This is a genomic window from Streptomyces bohaiensis (assembly GCF_012033785.1).
Lineage (GTDB): Bacteria > Actinomycetota > Actinomycetes > Streptomycetales > Streptomycetaceae > Streptomyces > Streptomyces bohaiensis.
In genome coordinates, this window is record NZ_JAAVJC010000012.1 from 1 (window position 1) to 21,453 (window position 21,453).

The 21,453-nt window shown below is 73.6% G+C and carries 21 protein-coding genes; 6 read left to right on the forward strand and 15 right to left on the reverse strand.

The genetic code is table 11. From position 1 onward, the window contains the following. On the reverse strand, positions 1-785 hold a 785-nt coding region (locus HCN52_RS03095; RefSeq protein WP_168086791.1), incomplete at its 3' end, for a serine/threonine-protein kinase. Between the two features lie 203 nt (positions 786-988). Further along, complete coding sequence (locus tag HCN52_RS03100; protein ID WP_168086823.1) at positions 989-1,816, reverse strand: menaquinone biosynthetic enzyme MqnA/MqnD family protein; 828 nt, start codon at positions 1,814-1,816, stop codon at positions 989-991. Positions 1,817-2,229: 413 nt separating this feature from the next. Between HCN52_RS03100 and HCN52_RS03105 the strand changes: the two genes are divergently transcribed. Together HCN52_RS03105 and dacB are read left to right on the forward strand one after the other, a co-directional pair. Further along, positions 2,230-2,433: a cold-shock protein gene (locus HCN52_RS03105; protein ID WP_014144190.1), complete on the forward strand. Its 204-nt coding sequence runs from the start codon at positions 2,230-2,232 to the stop codon at positions 2,431-2,433. A gap of 513 nt (positions 2,434-2,946) precedes the next feature. After that, a complete protein-coding gene (gene dacB / locus HCN52_RS03110) occupies positions 2,947-4,563 on the forward strand; it encodes a D-alanyl-D-alanine carboxypeptidase/D-alanyl-D-alanine endopeptidase (protein ID WP_168086792.1) in 1,617 nt (538 codons plus the stop codon). Positions 4,564-4,662: 99 nt separating this feature from the next. Here dacB and HCN52_RS03115 read toward each other — a convergent pair whose 3' ends face one another. The 6 genes from HCN52_RS03115 to HCN52_RS03140 all read right to left on the reverse strand — a co-directional run bounded on the left by HCN52_RS03115 (position 4,663) and on the right by HCN52_RS03140 (position 10,212). Then, positions 4,663-6,066 carry a dicarboxylate/amino acid:cation symporter gene (locus HCN52_RS03115; RefSeq protein WP_168086793.1) on the reverse strand — a complete coding sequence of 468 codons (1,404 nt, stop codon included), beginning with the start codon at positions 6,064-6,066 and terminating at the stop codon, positions 4,663-4,665. Positions 6,067-6,517: 451 nt separating this feature from the next. Beyond that, complete coding sequence (locus HCN52_RS03120) at positions 6,518-6,940, reverse strand: DUF4229 domain-containing protein (protein ID WP_312876508.1); 423 nt, start codon at positions 6,938-6,940, stop codon at positions 6,518-6,520. 126 nt (positions 6,941-7,066) lie between these two features. After that, entirely contained in the window at positions 7,067-7,591 is a 525-nt protein-coding gene (locus HCN52_RS03125) for a GNAT family N-acetyltransferase (protein ID WP_168086794.1), read from the reverse strand. A 141-nt stretch (positions 7,592-7,732) separates the two neighbouring features. Continuing rightward, entirely contained in the window at positions 7,733-8,899 is a 1,167-nt protein-coding gene (gene mqnE / locus HCN52_RS03130) for an aminofutalosine synthase MqnE (protein ID WP_168086795.1), read from the reverse strand. Positions 8,900-8,951: 52 nt separating this feature from the next. Beyond that, positions 8,952-9,413, reverse strand: a complete 462-nt coding sequence (locus tag HCN52_RS03135) for an Lrp/AsnC family transcriptional regulator (protein ID WP_168086796.1) — start codon at positions 9,411-9,413, stop codon at positions 8,952-8,954. A gap of 73 nt (positions 9,414-9,486) precedes the next feature. Then, complete coding sequence (locus HCN52_RS03140; protein ID WP_168086797.1) at positions 9,487-10,212, reverse strand: UbiX family flavin prenyltransferase; 726 nt, start codon at positions 10,210-10,212, stop codon at positions 9,487-9,489. Between the two features lie 309 nt (positions 10,213-10,521). Between HCN52_RS03140 and HCN52_RS03145 the strand changes: the two genes are divergently transcribed. The 3 genes from HCN52_RS03145 to HCN52_RS03155 all read left to right on the forward strand — a co-directional run bounded on the left by HCN52_RS03145 (position 10,522) and on the right by HCN52_RS03155 (position 13,457). Continuing rightward, positions 10,522-11,781 (forward strand): hypothetical protein, encoded by a 1,260-nt coding sequence (locus HCN52_RS03145; protein WP_168086798.1) that lies wholly within the window; start codon positions 10,522-10,524, stop codon positions 11,779-11,781. Between the two features lie 248 nt (positions 11,782-12,029). Then, positions 12,030-12,686, forward strand: coding sequence for a rhomboid family intramembrane serine protease (locus HCN52_RS03150; protein WP_168086799.1), 657 nt, complete (start codon positions 12,030-12,032; stop codon positions 12,684-12,686). 123 nt (positions 12,687-12,809) lie between these two features. Further along, positions 12,810-13,457, forward strand: coding sequence for an O-methyltransferase (locus HCN52_RS03155; protein ID WP_168086800.1), 648 nt, complete (start codon positions 12,810-12,812; stop codon positions 13,455-13,457). Between the two features lie 43 nt (positions 13,458-13,500). On the opposite strand, the gene HCN52_RS03160 is transcribed toward HCN52_RS03155, so the two are convergent. From HCN52_RS03160 to HCN52_RS03190, 7 genes are all read right to left on the reverse strand, one after another. Beyond that, entirely contained in the window at positions 13,501-14,028 is a 528-nt protein-coding gene (locus HCN52_RS03160; RefSeq protein WP_312876509.1) for a PilN family protein, read from the reverse strand. Positions 14,029-14,119: 91 nt separating this feature from the next. Further along, complete coding sequence (leuE, locus tag HCN52_RS03165) at positions 14,120-14,782, reverse strand: leucine efflux protein LeuE (RefSeq protein ID WP_168086801.1); 663 nt, start codon at positions 14,780-14,782, stop codon at positions 14,120-14,122. A 116-nt stretch (positions 14,783-14,898) separates the two neighbouring features. Continuing rightward, the gene (locus HCN52_RS03170) at positions 14,899-15,921 is read right to left on the reverse strand and encodes a zinc-binding dehydrogenase (RefSeq protein ID WP_209314107.1); all 1,023 of its coding nucleotides are present in this window, start codon (positions 15,919-15,921) and stop codon (positions 14,899-14,901) included. 295 nt (positions 15,922-16,216) lie between these two features. Next, complete coding sequence (locus tag HCN52_RS03175) at positions 16,217-17,110, reverse strand: C40 family peptidase (protein WP_168086802.1); 894 nt, start codon at positions 17,108-17,110, stop codon at positions 16,217-16,219. 557 nt (positions 17,111-17,667) lie between these two features. Next, positions 17,668-18,570, reverse strand: coding sequence for a zinc metalloprotease HtpX (gene htpX / locus HCN52_RS03180; protein WP_168086826.1), 903 nt, complete (start codon positions 18,568-18,570; stop codon positions 17,668-17,670). A 363-nt stretch (positions 18,571-18,933) separates the two neighbouring features. After that, positions 18,934-19,509: a PspA-associated protein PspAB gene (gene pspAB, locus HCN52_RS03185; protein WP_168086803.1), complete on the reverse strand. Its 576-nt coding sequence runs from the start codon at positions 19,507-19,509 to the stop codon at positions 18,934-18,936. Between the two features lie 72 nt (positions 19,510-19,581). After that, on the reverse strand, positions 19,582-20,361 hold the full coding sequence (locus HCN52_RS03190) for a sulfite exporter TauE/SafE family protein (RefSeq protein ID WP_168086804.1): 780 nt from the start codon (positions 20,359-20,361) through the stop codon (positions 19,582-19,584). A gap of 650 nt (positions 20,362-21,011) precedes the next feature. On the opposite strand from HCN52_RS03190, the gene HCN52_RS03195 reads away from it, so the two are divergent. After that, complete coding sequence (locus tag HCN52_RS03195; protein ID WP_167931549.1) at positions 21,012-21,371, forward strand: NADH-quinone oxidoreductase subunit A; 360 nt, start codon at positions 21,012-21,014, stop codon at positions 21,369-21,371. Positions 21,372-21,453: the final 82 nt, after the last annotated feature.

Consider the following 21,453-nt stretch of genomic DNA (forward strand, 5'->3'; position numbering starts at 1 on the left):
GCGGCGAGCGCGGCCGGGTCCGGCCGCTCCGCCGCGGACTTGGCGAGGCAGTGCTCCACCACCGGGCGCAGCTCGTCGGGGACGTGGTCCAGCTCCGGCGGTTCGTAGGCGATCCGGTAGAGCACGTGGGCGGGGGTGTCGCCGGGGAACGGCGTCTGGCCGGTGGTGGCGAGGACGAGGACCGAGCCGAGGGCGAAGACGTCGGAGGCGGGGCCCGTGTCGCCGTGGAGGAGCTGCTCGGGCGCCATGTAGCCCGGCGATCCGACGTACACCCCGGTCTCGGTGAGGGTGCCGCCCGCATCGCTGGCGCGGGCTATCCCGAAGTCGATGAGGCGGGGGCCGTCGAGGGTCAGCATCACGTTCGAGGGTTTGACGTCGCGATGGACCAGGCCGAGCCCGTGGACGGCGGCCAGCGCCTCGGCGAGGCCGGCAGCGAGGGCGCGGGTGCTGCTCGTCGGCAGTGGGCCCCCGTCGGTCACGGCGCGCTGGAGGTCCGGCCCGGCGACATAACCTGTGGCCACCCACGGGACGTCGGCGTCGGGATCGGCGTCGAGGACCGGCGCGGTCCAGTCGCCGCCGACCTGGCGCGCCGCCGCCACCTCCCGGGTGAACCGGGCCCGGAACGACGCGTCCTCGGCGACGTGCGGGTGCACGATCTTGACGGCGACGGTCCGGCCGCGCGCGCTGCGGCCGAGGTAGACGCGGCCCATGCCGCCGCTGCCGATGCGGCGCAGCAGCCGGTAGTCGCCGACGGTGCGGGGATCGTCCGGTCTGAGCGGTTCCATGGTGCGCGCTTCCCCCTTTGCGGCGCCGCCGGCCGGGTGCCGGGGCGGTGGCGCGGGCGCCGCCGTGTCGTGTCGTCGCGCCCGCGTCCGTGAGGACGCGAGCCGCCCGGTGGTCCGGTTCCCGGGCACCTACCCCGCCGTGCGCGGTTCGCTCGTGCCGCGTCGCCCGCCGGCCTGCCGGCCTGCCGGGCAGGCCGGCGGTGTCACTCCGGCGGCAGCAGTTCGACGCGCGCGCCCTCGATGTCGCCGGTGCGCCGGGCGAACTCCGCGGCGCCGGCCAGCTGGCGCTCGCCGAGGCGGAAGTCGAGGGTGGTGAAGTACGTGCGGAGCAGGTCCGCGTCGAACGCCTCCCACCGCGCCGCCTGCTCGGCGACCTTGTCCACCTCGGCCAGCGAGAGGTCGCGCGAGGCGATGAACGCGCGGTGGACGTCGCGCACGGTGTCCGGGTGCTCGGCCAGGTAGTCCCGGCGGACCGCCCACAGCGCGAAGACGAACGGCAGCCCGGTCCACTCCTTCCACATCGCGCCGAGGTCGTGCACCCGCAGGCCCAGCCGGGGTGCGTCGTGCAGCGAGGCACGCAGTGCGGCGTCGCCGATCAGCACGGCGGCGTCGGCCTCTCTCATCATTTCGGAGAGATCGGGCGGGCAGGTGAAGTAGTGCGGTTGCACGCCGTAGCGCTCGGCCAGCAGCAGGCGCGCCAGGCGCACGGAAGTGCGGGAGGTGGAGCCGAGCGCGACGCGCGCTCCGTCGAGATCTTCGATCGGACCCTCGGAGACGATCACGCAGGACATCACGGGACCGTCGCATCCGACGGCGATGTCGGGCAGCGCCACCAGCTGTTCCGCGTGGCGGAGGAACTCCACCAGGGTGACCGGACCGATGTCGAGATCGCCGCGGGCCAGTTGTTCGCTGAGCTTTTCCGGAGTGTCCTTGGTCAGCTCCAGATCGAGCAGGCTGCCCGTGCGCGCCAGTCCCCAGTACAGCGGGAGGCAGTTGAGGAACTGGATGTGTCCGACGCGGGGTCGTGCCATGGTCGATGCGCTCACGTCTCGCAGGGTACGCCCGCGCCGTGGCGGACCGCCGGGCGGGAGCGCGTCGACCGGCGGCGGACCACCGGGTCGCCGGGGCGCGGGCGGGGCGTCCCGCGTTCCGAACGCGGGACCAACGGCGGCGGGTCGTGAGCGGAACGCCTCCGAAACGGGGTTCGCGTCATCGGGCCGGGGCTGGTGGAACAGGTTTGCGGAGCCGCAGATATGACCGGTGAGGGGTGTTGATCTTCCCCCTTCCGGCGATCCATCCCGCGTGCTAGGCTCGCCGCAAGTTGCAGTTTGGTTTCCCTTGCAGTGCGAGCCTGCGGAGCATGTAACCGCAGGCTTTCGTCATTTTCAGGCTTCTGTGTAGGTTCTGGAGCAGGGCGACCCTGATAGGCCCAAGGAGGGCTTATATGGCTACCGGAACCGTCAAGTGGTTCAACGCCGAAAAGGGCTTCGGATTCATTGCCCAGGACGGCGGCGGTCCCGATGTCTTCGTCCACTACTCCGCGATCAATGCTGCTGGTTTTCGCTCCCTCGAGGAGAACCAGCAGGTCAACTTTGACGTGACCCAGGGCCCGAAGGGCCCGCAGGCGGAGAACGTCACCCCCGTCTGATCATTTCTGGCGTCGCGGTCTCGATCGCCCGCTCCGGAACGTAGTACCCAAGGAGCTCCCACCCGCAGGGTGGGGGCTCCTGCCTTTGTCTCCGGGGCCGTCTCCAGCGGTCGATCGATGGGCTCCCGGCGGGCGTTGGGCGCGTGACGGGCCCGCCGCCCGCACCCCCTCGCGCGCACCCGCCCGGGCGACGGCCCGCCGCGCCCGCCCCGGCCGACCGGCGGTTCCCCGCCCGTCCCGGCTGCCGACGAGCGGCCGCGGCCGACAGAGCCGGAACCGGGTGGCGGCCGCCCGGGACGACAGCCGTCCCGCGGCCCCGTTCGGGCCCCCTCCGCCCGCCGGCCCGGCTCGCGCCGCCGCAGCCGGGAATTCCGGTGGGAGGGTGGGCGAGCGCCGCTTTTCTCCCGTGCGAACGCCGTTGTGCACTCCGTCCGGTCATTGCCCCGAGATGTGACGCCGATTTTCGGTACAGCCCCCTTGACCTGAAAAATACTTACGTCATGCTCTGGTGCCATGACCCGACGCCCCCACAGATCCCTGCTGCTCGCGCCGCTCGCCGCGTGCCTGGCGCTGACCCTCGCCTGGTCCGCGCCGGCCGGGGCCGACCAGAACCGGGCCCCCTTCGCCGACGCCCTGGACGAGATCCTCGACGATCCGCGGCTCGACGGCGCCCAGGCCGGCGTCGTGATCGCCGACGCCGAGACCGGCCAGGTGCTGTACGACCACAACGGCGCCGACCGGCTGATGCCCGCCTCCAACTCCAAGCTGCTCAGCTCGGTCGCCGCCATGGACGTGCTCGGCCCCGACCACACCTTCACCACCGAGCTGCGGACCACGGGCCGCGTGGTGGGCGGTGTGCTCCTCGGCGACCTGTACCTGCGGGGCACGGGCGACCCGACCCTGCTGGTGGAGGACTACCGCTCGCTCGCCGCCCAGCTGCGGCAGGCCGGGGTGCGGCAGGTCGTCGGTGACGTGGTCGCCGACGACACCCGTTTCGACGCCGAGCGGTTCCACTGGGGCTGGAACGTCGACGACGAGCAGTACTACTACGGCGCACCGATCTCCGCGCTGACCGTCGCCCCCGACACCGACTACGACGCCGGCACGGTCAAGGTCACCATCACCCCCGGCGCTGCCCCGGGCGAGCCGCCCGCCGTCTCCCTGGAACCGGACACCGGCTTCCTGAAGGTCGAGAACACGGCGACCACCGGCGAGGCCGGCAGCGCCCTGCGCCTGCCGCTGAACCGGGTGCACGGCGCCGATGTGCTCACCGTCTCCGGCTCCATCCCGGTCGACGCCGACCCCACCACCAGTTGGCGCGCCGTCTGGGACGCCACCGGTCACGCCACCGCCGTCCTCCGCGGCGCACTGGCGGACGAGGGCGTCCGTGTCACCGGCCGCACCCGGCTGGGCCGGGCGACCCCGGAAGGTAGCCGGGTCCTGGCCTCCCACGAGTCGATGACCGTCGCCGAGCTGATGAACCCCTTCATGAAGCTCTCCAACAACGGCCACGCCGAGGTGCTGGTCAAGGCGATGGGGCACGAGACGGCCGGGGACGGCGGCTGGAGTGCCGGCACGGCCGCCGCGCGGGAGTCGCTCGCCGGGTTCGGGATGGACGCGTCGACCTACGTGCTGGCGGACGGCTCGGGGCTGACCCGCCGCAACTGGGTGCCCGCCGCGGAGTTGGCGACGCTGCTGGTGCAGGTGCGCGACGAGCCCTGGTTCGACCGCTGGCACGCGGAACTGCCGGTGGCCTGCGCGGGGGAGCGGTCGGTCGGCGGGACCCTCAACGCCCGGATGTGCGGCACGCCCGCGGAGAAGAACGCCCACGCCAAGACGGGCAGTCTGACCGGCGCCACCGGGCTGTCCGGCTACGTCACGGACGCCGACGGGAGGGAGCTGGTCTTCGCCGTCGTCCTCAACTACTACATGGGCAGCCACCCCAAGGACATCGAGGACGCGATCGTGGTCACGCTCGCCTCGCACCGGGCGGACGCCCCCGCGGAGCGGGCCCCCGCACCGCGTGAGCGGCCGCGGCCCGAGGCGGAGCGGCCGGTGGACGGTCCGGCGGCCGACCACGACTCGCTGGTGGTCAAGCCGGAGGACCTCACCACCGTCGGATACCGCTGACGCACCGGGCGGAGCCCCGCCCCCCGTCGAGCCTCCGACGGCGAACGCCCGGCCCCGCGCGATGCGCGGGGCCGGGCGTCGTGGTGCCGGGGGGTGCCGTCAGCCGGCGGAGCCGGCGCTCGGGCCGGCGCCCGCTCCGGCCGTCGGCCGCGTGTCCCCGTCGTCGGGGCCGTGGCCGTCCCCGCCGGAGGCGGCGGGGGCCGGCGCGTCCCACTCCTCGTCGATCTCGAACGAGGTCGCGTTGTCGTACGCCTCCCGGTCCAGGATGTTCTCCCGGGCCGCGACGATGACCGGCACGGTGGCCTGGCCGGCGACGTTGGCGGAGGTCCGGATCATGTCCAGGATCGGGTCGATCGCCAGCAGCAGGCCGACGCCCTCCAGCGGCAGGCCCAGGGTGGACAGCGTCAGCGTCGTCATCACGGTCGCGCCGGTCATGCCGGCGGTGGCGGCGGAGCCGATCACGGAGACGAAGACGATGAGGATGTACTCCTGGATGCCCAGGCTGACGTCGAAGATCTCGGCGATGAAGATCGCCGCCAGCGCCGGGTAGATCGCGGCGCAGCCGTCCATCTTCGTGGTGGCGCCGAACGGCACCGCGAAGCTGGCGTACTCGCGCGGCACGCCGAGCCGCTCGGTGGCGCGCTGCGTCACCGGCATGGTGCCGACGGAGGACCGGGAGACGAAGCCGAGCTGCAGGGCGGGCCAGGCGCCGCGGTAGAACTGGAGCGGGTTGACACCGCCGAAGAAGCGCAGCAGCAGCGGGTACACGCCGAACATCACCAGGAGGCTGCCGATGTAGACGGCGGCGGTGAACTTGGCGTAGTCGCCCAGCAGGTCCCAGCCGTACTCGTTGATGGAGCGCCCGATCAGGCCGAGGGTGCCCAGCGGAGCGAGGCGGATGACCCACCACAGCGCCTTCTGCAGCATCTCCAGCACGGTCTCGCCGAAGGTGATGACCGGGGCGGCGCGGTCACCGAGCTTCAGGGCGACGATGCCGACGATGGCGGCGAGGAAGACGATCTGCAGGACGCGGAGCTCCGCGAACGGCTCGATGATGTTGGTCGGGATGATCCCGGTGAGGAAGTCCAGCCAGGAGCCGGTGGTGCCCGGGGCCTCGCCGTCGGCGGGGGTGAGGCTGGAACCGGAGCCCGGGTTGGTGATCAGGCCGAGGGTGATGCCGATGGCCACCGCGATCAGCGAGGTGATCAGGAACCACAGCAGCGTCTGCCCCGCGAGCCGGGCCGCGTTGGAGACCTTGCGCAGGTTGGTGATGGAGACCGCGATGGCGAAGAACACCAGCGGCGCCACCGCCAGGCGGAGCAGCTGGACGAAGATCCGGCCGATCTCGCTGAGCGTCGTGCCGAGCCACTCGACGCTCCAGGTGCGCGCCACCCAGCCGAGCAGCACGCCGAGGGCCAGGCCGATGAGTATCTGCGCCCAGAACGGTGGCAGGGATATGCGCCGGCGGCCGGTCTCGGCCGTGGCGGTGGACGGGGAGGACACAGGGGGGCTCCGGTTGGGGGAGTGGGGACGGGGGTCGGGTGGTGCCTGGGCACGCCGCCGACCGGTCCGTCCGTCGTGCGGGCGGCGCGGTCGGGCCGAGGTCTGCTCACCGTCGGCGGGACACAGACCGACGGGCACGCCGATGGCGTGCCCGGTGCGCGGCGTGCTGCTCGGGGTCAGCTACACGCGGCGGTGTGGCGGCGACAGAGGTCGATGTGCAGGCGCGCGACGAGCCTCGGGCGGCTCGGAGCGGAGTCGTGCGCGGCTGTTTTCACGTCGAACACATTAACACCGTTCCTTTGGACTGCCCCAAGGCTGACTTTGGTTTCTGGCCGTGGAGAGCACAACACCCCACCGGGGAACGGGATTCCCGATGGGGTGCGGTGAAGGACGGTGAGCCGGGTCACGTTCCGGCGGCTGCCCGGCTGCCCGGCTGCCCGGTGCCGACCGGTCAGCCGCGCTTGCCGCCCGTGGTGGCGCCGGTGGCGGAGCCCTCGGCGGGAGCCGCGGCCGTCTCGTCGCGGTCGGCCTGCGGGGCGGCGTCGGCGGCCCCGTTCTGCGCGGGCACGTCGGCCCGCGCGGCGTCGTCCACGTCGTCCTCCATGGTGCGGTTGGCGTGCAGCCGCTGCCGGGTGCGGACCACGGCGCCGCCGACCTGCTCCGACATCGCCTCGCGCTGTCGGCTCAGCACGATGAAGCTGATGGGCGAGGAGATCAGGATGGCGAGCGCGATCAGCCACAGCGGGTTGGAGGTGCCGATACCGGCCGGGATCAGCCCCAGGTACCCGAGGCCGGTCACCACGGCCAGGCAGGCGACGAAAATGCCGACGCGCATCCCGGTGTAGCGGATGGTCGCGTGCTTGGTGTCGGTCACGGCTGCTTCCTTCGGCTGGGCGCTGTGCGCGTCTGCTGCTCCGGGGCGACGGTGGCGGCTGTCCGATCCGCCGGGGTTGCCGGACTCGGTCGGGCCGCCTTCCAGTGAAGCATGCCGCTGCGGGGCTCAGGCCAGCGGGCGCCAGAACAGCACGTCGTCCCGGAAGTCGTCGGCGGCGACCCGGATGGCCTCGGGGGTCCTGCCGACCTCCTTGTAGCCGCAGGACTCGTAGAACCGCTCCAGGCCGAGCCCGCCGCGGCAGGTCAGCCGGATGGCGCGGATGCCCTCGGCCGAGCGCGCCGTCTCCTCGCAGGCGGCCATCAGCCGCCGGCCCTCGCCGGTGCCCTGCAGGGAGGGGTGGACCATCACGCGGTACAGCCCGACCCAGTGCCGCATCAGCCGATGGCTGTTTCGGTGGACGAACGCGAGCGCCGCGGGGTCGCCCGCCGCGTCGGTGCCGAGGACGAGATGGGCCTCGCCCGCGGCGACCTGGGCGAGGTGCCCTGCGCAGACCTCCCGGATCTCCTCGGGCACCACCGGGGGCACGTAGCCGACCGCGCCGCCGGCGTTGGTGACGTCCGCCCAGAGCCGCAGCAGGCCGTCCGTCAGCTCCGGCGTCACCTCCGGGTCGACGCTGTACTGGATACTCATGCGCCCCATCGTATATTCCTGCGGGCTGGTCGGCGCGGGGCGTCTCGCATGCCGGGCCGCCGGTGCGCACGCGGCGGCCCCGCCACCGGGTGCGGTGACGGGGCCGGGGTGCGGCGCCGGGCGAGGGGCCCGGGCGAGGCGTCAGAGCCGCATCGCCTGCGGGGACTCCCGCCGGTCGGCGTCCGGACCGTCGTACTCGCGGACGATCTCGTACCGGGTGTTCCGCTCCAGCGGGCGGAAGCCGGCGTCCCGGATCAGCTCCAGCAGGTCCTCGCGGGTCAGCTTGTCCGGGGTGCCGAACGCGTCCGCGTCATGGGTGATCTTGTACTCCACGACCGAGCCGTCCATGTCGTCCGCGCCGTGCTGCAGCGCCAACTGGGCGGTCTGCAGCCCGTGCATCACCCAGAACACCTTGACGTGGGGGACGTTGTCGAACAGCAGCCGGGAGACGGCGAAGGTGCGCAGCGCCTCGGCCCCGGTGGCCATGGTGGTCCGCGCCTGGAGCCGGTTGCGGATCTTGCCGTCCTTCATGTCCACGAAGTCGTGCTGGTACCGCAGCGGGATGAAGACCTGGAAGCCGCCGGTCTCGTCCTGGAGTTCCCGCAGCCGCAGCACGTGGTCGACGCGGTGGCGCCGCTCCTCGATGTGCCCGTACAGCATGGTCGCCGGGGTCTTCAGCCCCTTGGAGTGCGCCAGCCGGTGGATGCGGGACCAGTCCTCCCAGTGGGTGCGGTGGTCCACGATGTGCTGCCGGACCTCCCAGTCGAAGATCTCGGCGCCGCCGCCGGTCAGCGACTCCAGGCCGGCGTCGATCAGCTCGTCGAGGATCTCGTCCGCGCTCAGTCCGGAGATCTCCTCGAAGTGGTGGATCTCCGTCGCGGTGAACGCCTTGAGCTGCACCGTCTCCGGCAGCACCTCCTTGAGCGCCCGCAGCGACCGCGGGTAGTACCGCCAGGGGAGGTTGGGGTGCAGGCCGTTGACGATGTGCAGCTCGGTGAGGTTGTCGCCCTCCATGGCCTTGGCCAGGCGGACCGCTTCCTCGATGCGCATCGTGTAGGCGTCCTTCTCGCCCGGCTTCCGCTGGAACGAGCAGTACGCGCACGAGGCCGTGCAGACGTTGGTCATGTTGAGGTGGCGGTTGACGTTGAAGTACACGACGTCGCCGTTCTTCGCCGTCCGCACCTCGTGGGCCAGCCCGCCCAGCCAGGCCAGGTCGTCCGACTCGTAGAGCGCGATGCCGTCCTCGCGGCTCAGCCGCTCGCCGGCACGGACCTTCTGCTCCAGCTCGCGCTTGAGTCCCGCGTCCATGGCCTGCCGCCTCCTCGTTGGTGTGTCTTCCGGTCCGAGCGTACGTGGCCGCTCAGTGATCGAACTCCTCGGGCAGCACCCCGACGCGGTTCTCCCACTTGGTGGAGAGCACGATCGTCGTCCGGGTGCGGGAGACGCCCCGGGTGCCCGACAGCCGGCGGATCGTCCGCTCCAGGCCGTCGACATCCGTGGCGCGCACCTTCAGCATGTACGAGTCGTCGCCGGCGATGAACCAGCAGTCCTCGATCTCCGTGAGGTGCCGCAGCCGGGACGCGAGCTCCTCGTGGTCGGTCGCGTCCGACAACTGGAGACCGACCAGCGCCGTCACCCCGAGCCCCATCGACGGCGGGTCGATCGTCGCGCGGTACCCCGTGATCACACCGGCCGTCTCCAGCCGGTTGATGCGGTCGGTCACGCTCGGCCCGGACAGCCCCACCAGCCGGCCGAGCTCCGCGTAGGAGGCGCGGCCGTTCTCGCGCAGCGCCTGGATGAGCTGCCTGTCCACCGCGTCCATGTCGCTGCACCTTTCGCTGGTCCGTCCGGAGCGTCGTTCAACGGACGAATCTAAGGCATCGGGCCGCCCACGCTTACGACAGGCCCGGCGACGTGCCGCCATTGCCGTGGTCCACCGCACCGCTGTCCCCGGCGGTGCCCGCCGAGCCGCTCCCCAGCCGGCCCTCCCAGCGGCGGTACAGGTCGTGCGGCACGCCCACCGCGTCCAGCGCCCGGCCCGCCACGAAGTCCACCAGCTGCTGGATGTGGCGGGCGCCCGCGTAGAAGCCCGGCGAGGCGGGCAGCACCACGGCGCCCGCGTCGTCCAGCGTCACCAGGTGCCGCAGCGTCTGCCCGTTGAGGGGGGTCTCCCGCACCGCCACCACCAGCGGTCGCCGCTCCTTCAGCGTGACGCTCGCCGCCCGCTGCAACAGGTCCTTCGACAACCCCAGCGCCACCCCCGCCACACAGGCGGTGGAGGCCGGGACGATCAGCATCCCCCGCACGGGGTACGAACCCGAGGACGGGCCCGCCGCCAGGTCCCCGGCGGACCAGTGGCGGACCCGGGAGAGATCCGGGGCGTACGCGTCGGGCGTGCCGTCCGCGCCGCGCGCCAGCCACGTCGCCAGGTCGTCCCGCCAGTGGGCGTCGCGGAACGCGATGCCGGTCTCGTCCAGCAGCGTCAGCCGTGACGCCCGGCTCACCACGAGGTCAACCGCCTCACCGGCGGCCAGCAGCGCCCGCACCACCGCCGCCGCGAACGGCGTGCCGGAGGCTCCGGACACCCCTACCACCCATGGCTCGCGCCCCGCCTCGGCCATCCGGCACCGTCCCGTTCCCGCCCGGTGCGCGCACCGGGTGTCGTCGTCTGGCTCGGCCTCCCCGCGGCTCCCGCGCGGGTGCGCGGCCGCCGCCGTCCGGCGGGGCCGCCGTCTCGGCCGTTTCGGTGGTCGTCCCCCGCCCGGCGCCGGGCGGGCGACGCCGGGCCGCTCGGCGCGTGCCGCACCGGGAAGCTCTCGCGTTCCGGCAGGTCAATGGCGCTTGCGGCGCTGTGCCCGCCGCACCGAGCGTAGCTCAGCGTGAGGTGAACATCTGCTCACCGTCCGGTGACACCTCGGCCACGACGGGGCGTGGTCCGCGCACCCCGTAGGGTCGCCGTTGGACACTGTGCGGGGCGCGCACCGCCCCGGTGCCGCCCGAGACCGACCAGGAGAGACATCATCAGCACCCTCCGCAAGCGGAGCGCCGCCCTCGGCGGCGGGGCGCTCCTGCTCGTCGTCGCCGCCGCGAGCGGCTGCCAGTTCCAGCAGGCCGCCGGTGCCGGCGCGGGTGTCGGCGCCGCGGTCGACCAGCTGATGTCCCGCGAGGCCGTCACCCTGGAGGCCACCTTCCCCGCCGATCCCGAGGCCATCCACGCCTACCTGGAGCGGTCCGCCGAACTGACCGACTCCCCGGCGCCCGGCCCCCATGACGCCGAGGTGCTCTCCACCCTCGAACTGACGGCCGTCGCCGGCGACCCCGAGGGCGAGACCGCGATGCGCGACCTCGACCCGGGCGACCCGCTGTCCACCGCGCTCTCCGTCGGCTTCGGCGGCAAGGACGCGGTCGGCATCAAGCAGATCGACGGCGGCCTGTACCTCCGCATCGGCGCGGACACCCTGGTCCAGGACGCGCTCGGCGGCGACCGGGACGCCGTCACCGCCGCGGAGCGGTTCATGGAGCGGGCCGCGCAGCTCCCGCCCTCCCTCGACACCGCATCGCGCGCACTGCGCGGCGCCTGGGTGCTGGTCGATCCCTTCCTGTACCGCGCCTACGGCGACGCCCTCGACATCGGTGCCGGCGTCGACCGCGAGCTGACCGACCGGATGGCGCACGCGCTGACCGACTCCGCGCCGCTCCTCAACTCCGAGCACCAGTGGGCGATGCTCGCCGAACTGGAGACCGCGGTCGCCGAGGACGCCACGCTGCGCGGCACCGGCACCGAGCACGGCGCCGAGCGCGTCGAACTGCGGCTCACCGCCGCCCGCGCCGGCCAGGCGCTCGGCCCGCTGCTGGACCTGCTGACCCAGCAGAGCGACCGCTTCGGGCTCACGCCCGTCGTCCACGACCCGGTGGACCCCGACGCGCCGTTCACCGCCGAACTCGCCATCCGCAACGGCGTGCTGTCGGAGGTGAACCTCGACCTCGGCCAGTTCGCGGGCGAGGACTTCCCCGAACTGCCGCTCCGCCTCTATCTCAACGGCGGCAGCGCCATCAGCCTCACCGCGCCCGAGGCGCCGATGCTCCACCCCGACGACCTCACCGTGGCGCTGCTCTACCTCGACCTGCGCGAGCAGCAGCGCCGCGAGGACCCCGACCGGGCGGACGTGCCCGGGCCGATGCAGCCCTGACGACCCGTGGCGCCGCGCGGCGGTGCCGACCGCCGCCGGCCGCCCCGGTCGGGTGCCGCGCGGCGCGGGTACGCGTCGGACCGGGGAGCGGCCGCGCCGCATCGCCTAGCCTGGAGCGTCCGGCGGTCCGCAGCGGTGGGCCGCCCGTCCGGGAGTGCCGACGGGAACCGGCCTCCCCGGGCGCCGCGTGGGAGACGGTGACGCGCGACCGGGCGGGCGGGAGCCGGCCCACGGGAGAGGTGACAGCGATGGTGAACCGCACGCCGCGCGGCCGACGGGCCGTCCAGGCCGGGTTGCTGATGCTCGGCTGGCTGGTGCTGATGTGGGTGCTGACGGCCATCGACGGCGACAACCCTCGCTGCTTCCCCGGCGACCCGGACGCGCCGCTCGTCTGCGACCTGGGCGTCGAGCCGCGGCAGACGAGCGAACTGCTCGACATCTACCCGGCCGCGTTCATGCACTTCGGGTACGACCATCTGATCGCCAACAGCGTGCCGCTGCTCATCTTCGGCTTCCTCGCCGCGCTGCGCGGCATCCCCCGGTTCCTCGGCGTCTGCTTCGTGATCATCACCGTGTCCGGTCTCGGTGTCTGGCTGTTCTCCTCCTCCGGTTCGATCACGGCGGGCGCCTCCGGGGTGGTCTTCGGCCTCTTCGGCTACCTGCTGGTGCGCGGCTTCGTCGACCGGGACGCGGTGGACATCACGGTGGGGATCACGGTCTTCCTGCTCTACGGGTCGCTGCTGTGGGGCGTGCTGCCCACGCAGACGGGGGTCTCCTGGCTGGGCCACCTCTTCGGCCTGGTCGGCGGCGTCCTGGCGGCGTTCTGGCTGCGGCGCGGGGACACGCCCCGCCGCCCCCGCCGGGCGTCCGGTCTCTCCGGGCCGCCCGCCGGCCACCCCGGCTGAACGGTGCGGCGGCTCCCGCCGCGTGTCGGGAGCCGTCGCGCGACGCCGACCGCGCGCGGCGCGTAGTGGGGCGATCACGCCTGGTGGTGCCGGTTCGTCGGTGGCCGGTCGTAGGGTCTGCCCATGAAGATCGTGAACCCGGACCTCCGGCCCTATCTGATCGCGCACGCCACCCCGGCCGACGAGCTCCTGGAGGAGCTCGCGGCGGAGAACCGGCGTGCCTACCCGCGTGACGTCCGCATGCAGATCACCCCGGACCAGGGCGCGTTCCTGGCCCTGCTGGTGCGCCTCACCGGCGCCCGCACCGTGGTCGAGGTCGGGACGTTCACCGGCTACTCCGCGATCTGGATCGCCCGCGCCCTTCCGGAGGGCGGCCGGCTCATCACCTGCGACATGAGCGAGGAGTGGACCGCGGTCGCCCGCCGGTACTGGGAGCGGGCCGGCGTCACCGACCGGATCGAGCTGCGGCTCGGGGACGCGGCGCGGACGCTGCGGGAGATGCCCCACGAGGAGCACGTCGACCTCGCCTTCGTCGACGCCGACAAGGTCGGCTACCCCGTCTACTACGAGGAGGTGCTGGCGCGGCTGCGGCCCAACGGGCTGATGGTGCTCGACAACACCCTCCAGCGGGGGCTGGTGGTCGACGCGTCCGACACCTCGTCGTCCACGCTCGCCATCCGTGAGATCAACGACGCGATCGCCGCGGACAAGCGGGTCGAGTCGGTACTGCTGTCGGTGTACGACGGGCTGACGGTCGTGCGGAAGCGCTGACCGGCCGGGGCCGGGCCGGCGGCACGGCACGCGCACGGGGCGGTCAGCGGCGGGGCGGGCCGCCCTCCTCCGGGCGGGGCCCGCCGTCGTCGCCGTCGTCGCCGTCGGCGTCCCCCTCGGCGTCCCCGTCGCCGCCCCCTTCGGCGGGGCCGCCCCCGCCGTCCGGCACGGCCCGGCCCGGGCCGTCGGGCACCTCCGGCTCCAGCTCCGTCAGCTCGTCGGCGTACACCTGCGACAGCGGCTGCGGACCGACGTACCGCTGGCAGGTGCACCCTGCGGGCGCGTAGCCGGTGGGGCGGTGCTCCGCGTCCCAACCGGTCGGCCGGGACACCTCCTCGTGGCAGCGTCCACGCCGGTCGTGCTGGGCGAGGTGGTGGCCGCAGCCGCAGACCGGGTCGGGCGCGCCCCCGCCGGCGTCCTGCGCGCGCAGCAGTCGCTGCTCCTCCGCTTGCAGCTGCTCGATCCGCCGCTGCTGGCGGTCGAGTTGGGCGCCGCGCAGCGAGTCGAGGAAGAAGGTGACCGCACCGCACACCACGAGGACGCCCACGATCCACATCCCGACCGCCGCCATGACGCTCCACCTCCGCACCCGAGGCTACGCCGGGTCGGCCCGCCCCCGGCAGACCCCGCACCCGGGGGCCGCCGCCGGTCGCGGCCCGCGGTCAGACGCTGCTCGCCAGCGACAGCTTGACCGCGAAGCCGAGGAACCCGGCGCCGGCCAGCGCCATCCCGCCTGCCTGCAACGCGCGACGGCGGCGGAAGGCCGCGGCCAGCCGGGCGCCCAGGAAGATCAGCAGGCTGAGGTAGGCGATGCTGAACAGCTGCACCCACAGCCCCAGCGCCAGGAACGACAGCGCGGGGTAGGGGTACGCCGGGTCGACGAACTGCACGAAGAACGAGACGAAGAACAGGATCGCCTTCGGGTTGACCAGGCTCGCCAGCAACGCCCGCCGGAACGGGCGCTCGCCCGGCACCGGCGGCGCCTCGGCGACCGCTTCCACCTCGGCCAGCCGCTGCCGTCTGCGCCGCCACAGCGCCCACGCGCCCCGCAGCATGCCCAGCGCCAGCCAGGCGAGGTAACCGGCGCCGAGGAACTTGACCACGGTGAACGCCACCGGGCTCGCGCCGAGCAGTGAGGCGGCGCCACCGGCGGAGAGGACCATCAGCACCGCGTCGCCGCACAGCACGCCGCCCGCCGCCCGGTAGCCCGCGCGCACCCCGAGCCGGGCGCCCGCGGAGAGCACGTACAGCGAGTTGGGGCCCGGCATCAGGATGATCAGGGCCAGCCCCACCAGGTAGGTGGGCAGGTCGGTTATCCCCAGCATGGGGCGCATGGTGCCACACGTGCCGGCTGCCGGAGCTGTCCGTTCCGTCCCCCGGTCCCGCCCCGGCACGCCGCGTGCCCGTGCGGTGCGCCGGAGGGGCCGGGGGGGGGCTCCGCTCAGGGGGTGAGGAGCACCTTCAGCGCCTCGCGCCGGTCCATCGCCCGGTAGCCCTCGGGCGTCTCGTCCAGCCCCAGGGTCCGGTCGAAGACCCGGCCCGGCTCCACCCGGCCCTCCAGGACGTCCGGGAGCAGCTCGTCGATGTAGGCGCGGACCGGCGCGGGACCGCCCGTGAGGGTGATGTTGCCGCCGAAGAGACTGCCGAAGCCGACGGGCGCGGACGCGTACTGCGGCACCCCCACCCGGCTGATGACCCCGCCGGGGCGGACGACGCCCACCGCCGCCTCGTAGGCGGGCATGTGGCCCACGGCCTCCAGTACGGCGTGCGTGCCGTCGCCCCCGGTGAGCTCCCTGACCCGCTCGATGCCCTCCTCGCCCCGCTCCGCCACCACGTCGGTGGCGCCGAACTCCCGGCCGAGGTCGGTGCGGGCGGTGTGGCGGCCCATGAGGATGATCCGCTCGGCGCCCATCCGGTGCGCGGAGAGCACCGCCAGCAGTCCGACGGCGCCGTCGCCGATGACCGTGACGGTCCGGCCGGGGCCGACCCGGCCCAGCCGCGCCGCGTGGTGGCCGGTGCCGTAGACGTCGGCGAGGGTCAGCAGCGACGGGAGCAGCGCGGAGTCCTCCGCCACGGGCAGCCGCACCAGCGTGCCGGCGGCCTGCGGGACGCGGATCGCCTCCGCCTGGCCGCCGCCGAAGACCCCGCCGTGGCGGCAGGAGGTGTGCAGCCCCTCGCGGCAAAACGTGCAGGTGTTGTCCGACCAGACGAACGGCGCCACGACGAGGTCCCCCCGGCGCAGGCCGCTCACCTCGCTCCCCAGCTCCTCGACGACGCCGAGGAACTCGTGGCCCATCGGCACGCCCCGGTCGCGGCGCTTCATGGAGTGGTAGGGGTGCAGATCGCTGCCGCAGACGCAGGACCGCACGATGCGCACCACCGCGTCGGTGGGCTCCCGCAGCCGGGGGTCCGGGACCTCCTCGACCCGGACGTCGCCCGCTCCGTACATGACCGTCGCTCGCATCGGGCACCTCTCTCGCTCCGTTCGGGGAACGGCTCCTACCCGCTGGTCGTCGCGGAACCCCCTGGTCACGGTACGGCGGTGCCGCGGTACCGGCACGCCCGCCGCCGCCCCGGCGGGCGGGACGCGCCGCGCCGGCCGCGGAACGCGACACCGCCCCCGGCCCGAGGGGCGGAGGCGGTGTCGCGGTACCCGACGTTCGGGGCGTCGGGTGGTACGGCTACCGACGCGTGGCGCGGCGGCGTTGGTTCCGTGCGTGCGCGGGTGCGCGCGCGGGGGAGTGCGGAGGTGCGGCGTCTCAGCCGATCCGCACGGCGCCGGTGGGCGGGGAGTAGCTGAGGTCCTGCTCCACCACGCCGGTCGAGGGGTTCTGCGCACCGACGAACCTGCCGTTGCCGACGTAGATCGCCACGTGGTAGGCGCTGCCCCGGCCGCCCCAGTACAGCAGGTCGCCCGGCTGCGCGTCGCTGACGGCGATGGCGGTGCCCATGGCCGACTGCTCCTGCGAGGTCCGCGGGAGGGTGATCCCGGCGGAGGCGTAGGCGGCGCCGGTCAGACCGGAGCAGTCCCAGGCGCCGGGGCCGGTGGCACCGAGCTGGTAGGCGCTGCCGACCTGGGAGCGGGCGAAGCCCACGATGCCGGAGCCGCTGCCGGATGCGGCGGGGGCAGGGGCGGAGGCGGACGGGGCGGTCGCCGCCTCACCGGAGGACGCGGCGAGCGGTGTGCGCTCGGTGCTGCGGGAGGCGGCCTGCTCGGAGCGCTCCTCGGCCGCGGCCTCCTCGGCGGCCCGGGCCTCGGCTGCGGCCTCCTCGGCCGCACGCTCGCGGGCGGCACGCTCCTCGGCGGCGCGGGCCTCCTCCTCTTCGGTCTTCTGCTTCGCCGCGGCCTTCTCGGCACGTACCCAGGCGAGGGTCTGCGCCTGGTCGAGGTCGGCGGCGGAGATGTAGCGCTCGGTGGCCTCGGCCGCCTGGGCCGCGCCTGCCAGGTGCACGGTGCTGAGCGTCGTCACGGTGGGGAGTTCGCCGGTGGCCTCGGTGGGCTTCTCGTCGGCCTGGGCGGTGCCGGCCGGAGCGGCGACCGCGATGGTGCCCAGGACGCCGGACAGGACTCCGCCACGCAGCAGCTGGGTGGCGCGCGCCTGGCGGGGCTTGCGGTGCCGGCCGGTGGGACGAGTGGTGCGGATTGGGGACATGAGCACCAGCCGTATCAAGGCCCGGCATCTGGGCTCAAGAAACGTGCAATGCGACACAACGCCCGCCCCGGCGCGGCCGAATGCCCGGATTGTCGTGCGTACGCCGTACGGAGCGGCGTGCCCGACGGCCCTGGGACGGCGCTGTGCGCAGGCGCATGTCCGAAATGGCCTGCATTGGCCGCGACTTAGCACGGTGGTCCGGGGCGCGGCAATGGTGATCACCGACGGGGCGTCAGGCTCGTGACGCAGCTCATAGGGGTCCGGGGTGCCCTGTCCCACCCAGCGGGACGGCCACCGGGCGCCCTTGCGGCACGTGTCCGGATGTGCCGACCCGCTTCCGTGGTCGGCGGTGCCCCGCGGCGCCCGGAGCCCGCCGCGGCACGCCGCCCGACGGTCGCAGCTCGCCGCGCCCCGCTGCTCGGGAGCGGCCGGTCGCGCACCGCCCCGCCGGGTGGTGTCCGGTAGTCGGACGCGTCCGGCCCCGTCCGGCAGCTGCCGGACGGGGCCGTTCAAGGGTGGGGCGGCGCGGGCCGCGCCTGCCGGGGCGGGCGGCGGCGTCAGCGCCCCAGCTCGCGGGAGATGCGACCCAGCTGCTCCAGTCGCTGCTCCAGCGTGGGGTGCGAGGAGAGCAGCCGGCTGAAGGACTCACCGGAGAAGGCGGGGGCGAAGAAGAAGGCGTTGAACGGCTCGGCCTGCCGCAGGTCGCGGGTGGGGATCTGCGCCATCTGGCCGCTGACCTTGGTGAGTGCCGAGGCGAGCGCGGACGGCTTGCCGGTCAGCAGCGCGGCGCCCCGGTCGGCGGACAGCTCCCGGTAGCGGGAGAGCAGCCGCGTCAGCAGGAAGCTGACCGCGTAGACCACCGCGCTCACCAGCGGAATGATCAGGAAGAGGATCTGCGCCTGGTTGTTGCTGCTGCGGCCGCCCCGCATCATTCCGCTCCACAGCGCCATCCGGGTCACCGTCCCGGCCAGCACGCCGAGGAACGACGCGAAGGTCATCACCGCCACGTCGCGGTGGGCGACGTGCGACAGCTCGTGGGCGAGGACGCCCTCCAGCTCCTCCGGCTCCAGCCGCCGCAGCAGGCCCGTGGTGGCGCACACCAGGGCCTTCTTCTGGCTGCGGCCGGTGGCGAAGGCGTTGGGGACGTCGGTGTCGGCGATGGCGACCCGCGGTTTCGGCAGGTCGGAGAGGGCGCACAGCCGGTCGATGGCGGCGTGCAGCTCCGGCGCCTGCTGCGGGGTGACCTCGCGCGCGCCCATGCTGTAGGCGGCGATCCGGTCGCTGAACCAGAACTGGGCGACGAAGAGGCCACCCGTGAACAGCAGGACCAGCGGCCACGCGTTCTGGAAGGCGGCCAGCAGCACGCCCACCAGCACCACGTACAGCAGACCGATCAGGAACATCGTGGTGACCATGCGGCTGGTGAGGCCGCGGTCGGGGGCGTAGCGGGTGCGCGTCATGGTGTCCACCTCCTCCTTCTCCTCCCTCGGACTTTACGCCGCCGCAGGTCGGAACGGCGTCAGCCGCTGGTCGGAGCGGTCGGTGCCGGGCCTCCTGCTCCGGTCGGAGGCACGTCCCAGCGGACGCCGAGGGGCCCCGTCGGCGGGGGCCCACCGGCGGGGCTGATCGGGAGCTGCGGGCACGCCCGGCGGCCGGACGGGCAGCGCGCCAGCGCGCACCGGCACCCGCGGCGGGGGTCGGGCGTCCGAGCCCGTCGGCGCGACCCCTCGGGGCGCGCGGCGCCGACGGGCTCGGCAGGAGGGGCACGACGGGGACGGGGCGCGCCGGCGTCCCGGCAGCGGCTCCGGCGGCGCCCGCCGGGGTCACTCCTCGGCGGTGAGTCCGGGGGCGCCCCAGACCGGGAACCAGCGGGTCAGGTCGCTCTCGGTCCGCAGGTCGTCGCCGAGTGCGCTGGTGATCTGGAGCTCCAGCGGGTTGTCCCGCTTCTCCCCGCCGCCGGGGACCGGCGCGAAGGGGTAGAAGGTGCCGCGCTTGTAGAGGTAGACGAGGGCCAGCGACCGGCCGCGGTCGTCACGGAACCCCACCAGGGAGCACAGCAGCTGCGGTCCGAACCCGGCCGACTCCAGGGAGGTGTTCACCGCGTGGAGGTCGTTGACCAGCGAGACCAGGTCCTGCGGGTCGCGGCGGCACAGCAGCCAGGTGTAGCCGTAGCGGTCCTGGACCGTCTCGGCCTCCCGGCCGAGCAGCGCGGTGGTGTCCTGCTGCAGGCGGCTGAACGCGCCGCCCTCCGCGCCGGCGAAGCAGACCGAGCCGAGGCCGGTCGGGGTGAACCCCGAGCCGGCCTCCAGCGTCACCGCCGCGGACGGCAGGGCGAAGAGTTGGTCGAGGTCGGGCTGCACCGGCTTGCGGCGGCCGAAGATCGCGTCCAGGAATCCCATGGTGGCATCAGCGTAGTGGAGTCCGCTGCCGTGCGCGGCGGTCCCGACGCCGCCCGCCGGCTGCGTCGTGGATCAGGCCCACCACTGGTCGTAGGCGAGCCGGCTGACCAGCGCGGCGACGACCACCAGCAGCACCACGCGGACGAAGCCGCTGCCGCGCCGCAGCGCCATCTGCGCACCGGCCCAGCTGCCGGCGATGTTGAAGACGGCCATGCCCGCCGCGAGTTGCCAGAGCACGGTGCCGTGGAAGGAGAAGGCGACCAGCGCGCCCAGGTTGGTCCCGACGTTGACGACCTTGGCGGTGGCCGAGGCGGAGAGCATCGTCATGTGGAGCAGACCGACGAAGGCGATGATCAGGAACGTGCCGGTGCCCGGCCCCAACAGCCCGTCGTAGAAACCGACCCCGGCGCCGACCACCAGCAGCGCCAGGGCGGAGCGCCGCCGCGAGGCGACGCGGCCGCTGTCCTGCGTGCCGAAGGAGGGGCGCAGCACCACGAACAGCGCGACGGCGAGCAGCAGCACCATGATCAGGGGTTGCAGCACCTCTTTGCTCACCGCGGTCGCGAACGAGGCGCCCACCGCCGAGGAGACACAGGCGAGGGCGCCGAACCGCAACGCCAGCCGGACGTCCACCGGGTGGCGCCGGGCGTAGGTGACGGCGGCGAAGGAGGTGCCGGCGATGGCGGTCGCCTTGTTGGTGCCCAGCGCATAGGCGGGTGCGTGCTGCGGCAGGCCCAGCAGCAGCGCCGGGACGAGCAGCAGTCCGCCGCCGCCGACCACGGCGTCGACCCAGCCCGCGAGCGCGGCGGCGAGGAACAGCATCAGTAGCACGGGCAACGACAGTTCCAGCATGGGCTCAGCGTACGGAGGCGGCCGCTCCGGGAGCGCCCGCGGTACGGCGCAGCCGAGGAGCTCCGCGGACCGGGCCCGGCGGCCGTCCCGACGTCGGCGGCCGACCGGCCCGACGCCCCCGACCGGCGCTCGGCCACCGGTCGCGACCTGCGGCGAAGCACGACACCGGGCTGCTCCGGGCCGCAACGGCCCTGGTGCCGACGGGAGATGGCTGCGCGTCGGGTGGCCGGCCGAGCCCCGGTGCGCAACCGGCCCGGCAACGTCGCGTCAACACGTCGTCAACGCAGATGAAACATCCGATTCCGGGGCGTCACCGCTGGTTTCGCGCATACCTCGCACGCGCCCGCAGAGCAAATTTGCGCTGAGACGTTGCGGGCTGATAGCGCGACGCGCTCGCGCGGGGTGCCCGAACGGGCGTCGCGTCACGACCCGTACGGGCACCGGTACGTCCGGTATCAGGACGGTGACGCCACCCACCTGCGCGGATGCGGTTAGGTGACCCTTGGTGCCATAGATCACAAACTTCTTCGGGTACCCCGTGTCACAACTCACAGGGGGTGAGGCATAGGATGCGCTCGTGCTTGTGAACTGACTCACATAGAAGTGATCTTCTAGCAGCAGTCGCCGTCGACTGGAAGGAGCGAGGTGCGGTGAACGCGTACGTTCCCATCCTCGTGCTGGCAGCCCTCGGGGCAGCCTTCGCCGTGGGCTCCGTGATCGCGGCGGCGATCATCGGGCCGAAGCGCTACAACCGCGCCAAGCTCTCGGCGTACGAGTGCGGCATCGAGCCCACACCGCAACCCGCGGGCGGTGGGCGCTTCCCCGTCAAGTACTACCTGACCGCGATGCTCTTCATCGTCTTCGACATCGAGATCGTCTTTCTCTACCCGTGGGCCGTGCACTTCGACGCCCTGGGGATGTTCGGGCTGGTCCAGATGGCCATCTTCGTCGGGCTCATCGGCGTCGCGTACGCCTACGACTGGCGCAGGGGAGGGCTGGAGTGGGACTGACGACCACCGCCGTGCCCACCGCGCCGCTCCCCGACCCCGCAGCTGTGACCGGTGGTTCGCCCCACCGGGCCGGTGCGCGGTA

What these genes read in the sequence shown, in the direction of transcription:
- pspAB (WP_168086803.1), bottom strand. Translation starts at nt 19,509, where the DNA reads ATGGGATTCCTGGACGCGATCTTCGGCCGCCGCAAGCCGGTGCAGCCC.
- leuE (WP_168086801.1), bottom strand. Translation starts at nt 14,782, where the DNA reads ATGCTGGGGATAACCGACCTGCCCACCTACCTGGTGGGGCTGGCCCTG.
- HCN52_RS03125 (WP_168086794.1), bottom strand. Translation starts at nt 7,591, where the DNA reads ATGAGTATCCAGTACAGCGTCGACCCGGAGGTGACGCCGGAGCTGACG.
- HCN52_RS03170 (WP_209314107.1), bottom strand. Translation starts at nt 15,921, where the DNA reads ATGCGAGCGACGGTCATGTACGGAGCGGGCGACGTCCGGGTCGAGGAG.
- mqnE (WP_168086795.1), bottom strand. Translation starts at nt 8,899, where the DNA reads ATGGACGCGGGACTCAAGCGCGAGCTGGAGCAGAAGGTCCGTGCCGGC.
- HCN52_RS03175 (WP_168086802.1), bottom strand. Translation starts at nt 17,110, where the DNA reads ATGTCCCCAATCCGCACCACTCGTCCCACCGGCCGGCACCGCAAGCCC.
- HCN52_RS03105 (WP_014144190.1), top strand. Translation starts at nt 2,230, where the DNA reads ATGGCTACCGGAACCGTCAAGTGGTTCAACGCCGAAAAGGGCTTCGGA.
- HCN52_RS03150 (WP_168086799.1), top strand. Translation starts at nt 12,030, where the DNA reads ATGGTGAACCGCACGCCGCGCGGCCGACGGGCCGTCCAGGCCGGGTTG.
- HCN52_RS03100 (WP_168086823.1), bottom strand. Translation starts at nt 1,816, where the DNA reads ATGGCACGACCCCGCGTCGGACACATCCAGTTCCTCAACTGCCTCCCG.
- HCN52_RS03155 (WP_168086800.1), top strand. Translation starts at nt 12,810, where the DNA reads ATGAAGATCGTGAACCCGGACCTCCGGCCCTATCTGATCGCGCACGCC.
- HCN52_RS03135 (WP_168086796.1), bottom strand. Translation starts at nt 9,413, where the DNA reads ATGGACGCGGTGGACAGGCAGCTCATCCAGGCGCTGCGCGAGAACGGC.
- HCN52_RS03160 (WP_312876509.1), bottom strand. Translation starts at nt 14,028, where the DNA reads ATGGCGGCGGTCGGGATGTGGATCGTGGGCGTCCTCGTGGTGTGCGGT.
- HCN52_RS03140 (WP_168086797.1), bottom strand. Translation starts at nt 10,212, where the DNA reads ATGGCCGAGGCGGGGCGCGAGCCATGGGTGGTAGGGGTGTCCGGAGCC.
- htpX (WP_168086826.1), bottom strand. Translation starts at nt 18,570, where the DNA reads ATGACGCGCACCCGCTACGCCCCCGACCGCGGCCTCACCAGCCGCATG.
- dacB (WP_168086792.1), top strand. Translation starts at nt 2,947, where the DNA reads ATGACCCGACGCCCCCACAGATCCCTGCTGCTCGCGCCGCTCGCCGCG.
- HCN52_RS03190 (WP_168086804.1), bottom strand. Translation starts at nt 20,361, where the DNA reads ATGCTGGAACTGTCGTTGCCCGTGCTACTGATGCTGTTCCTCGCCGCC.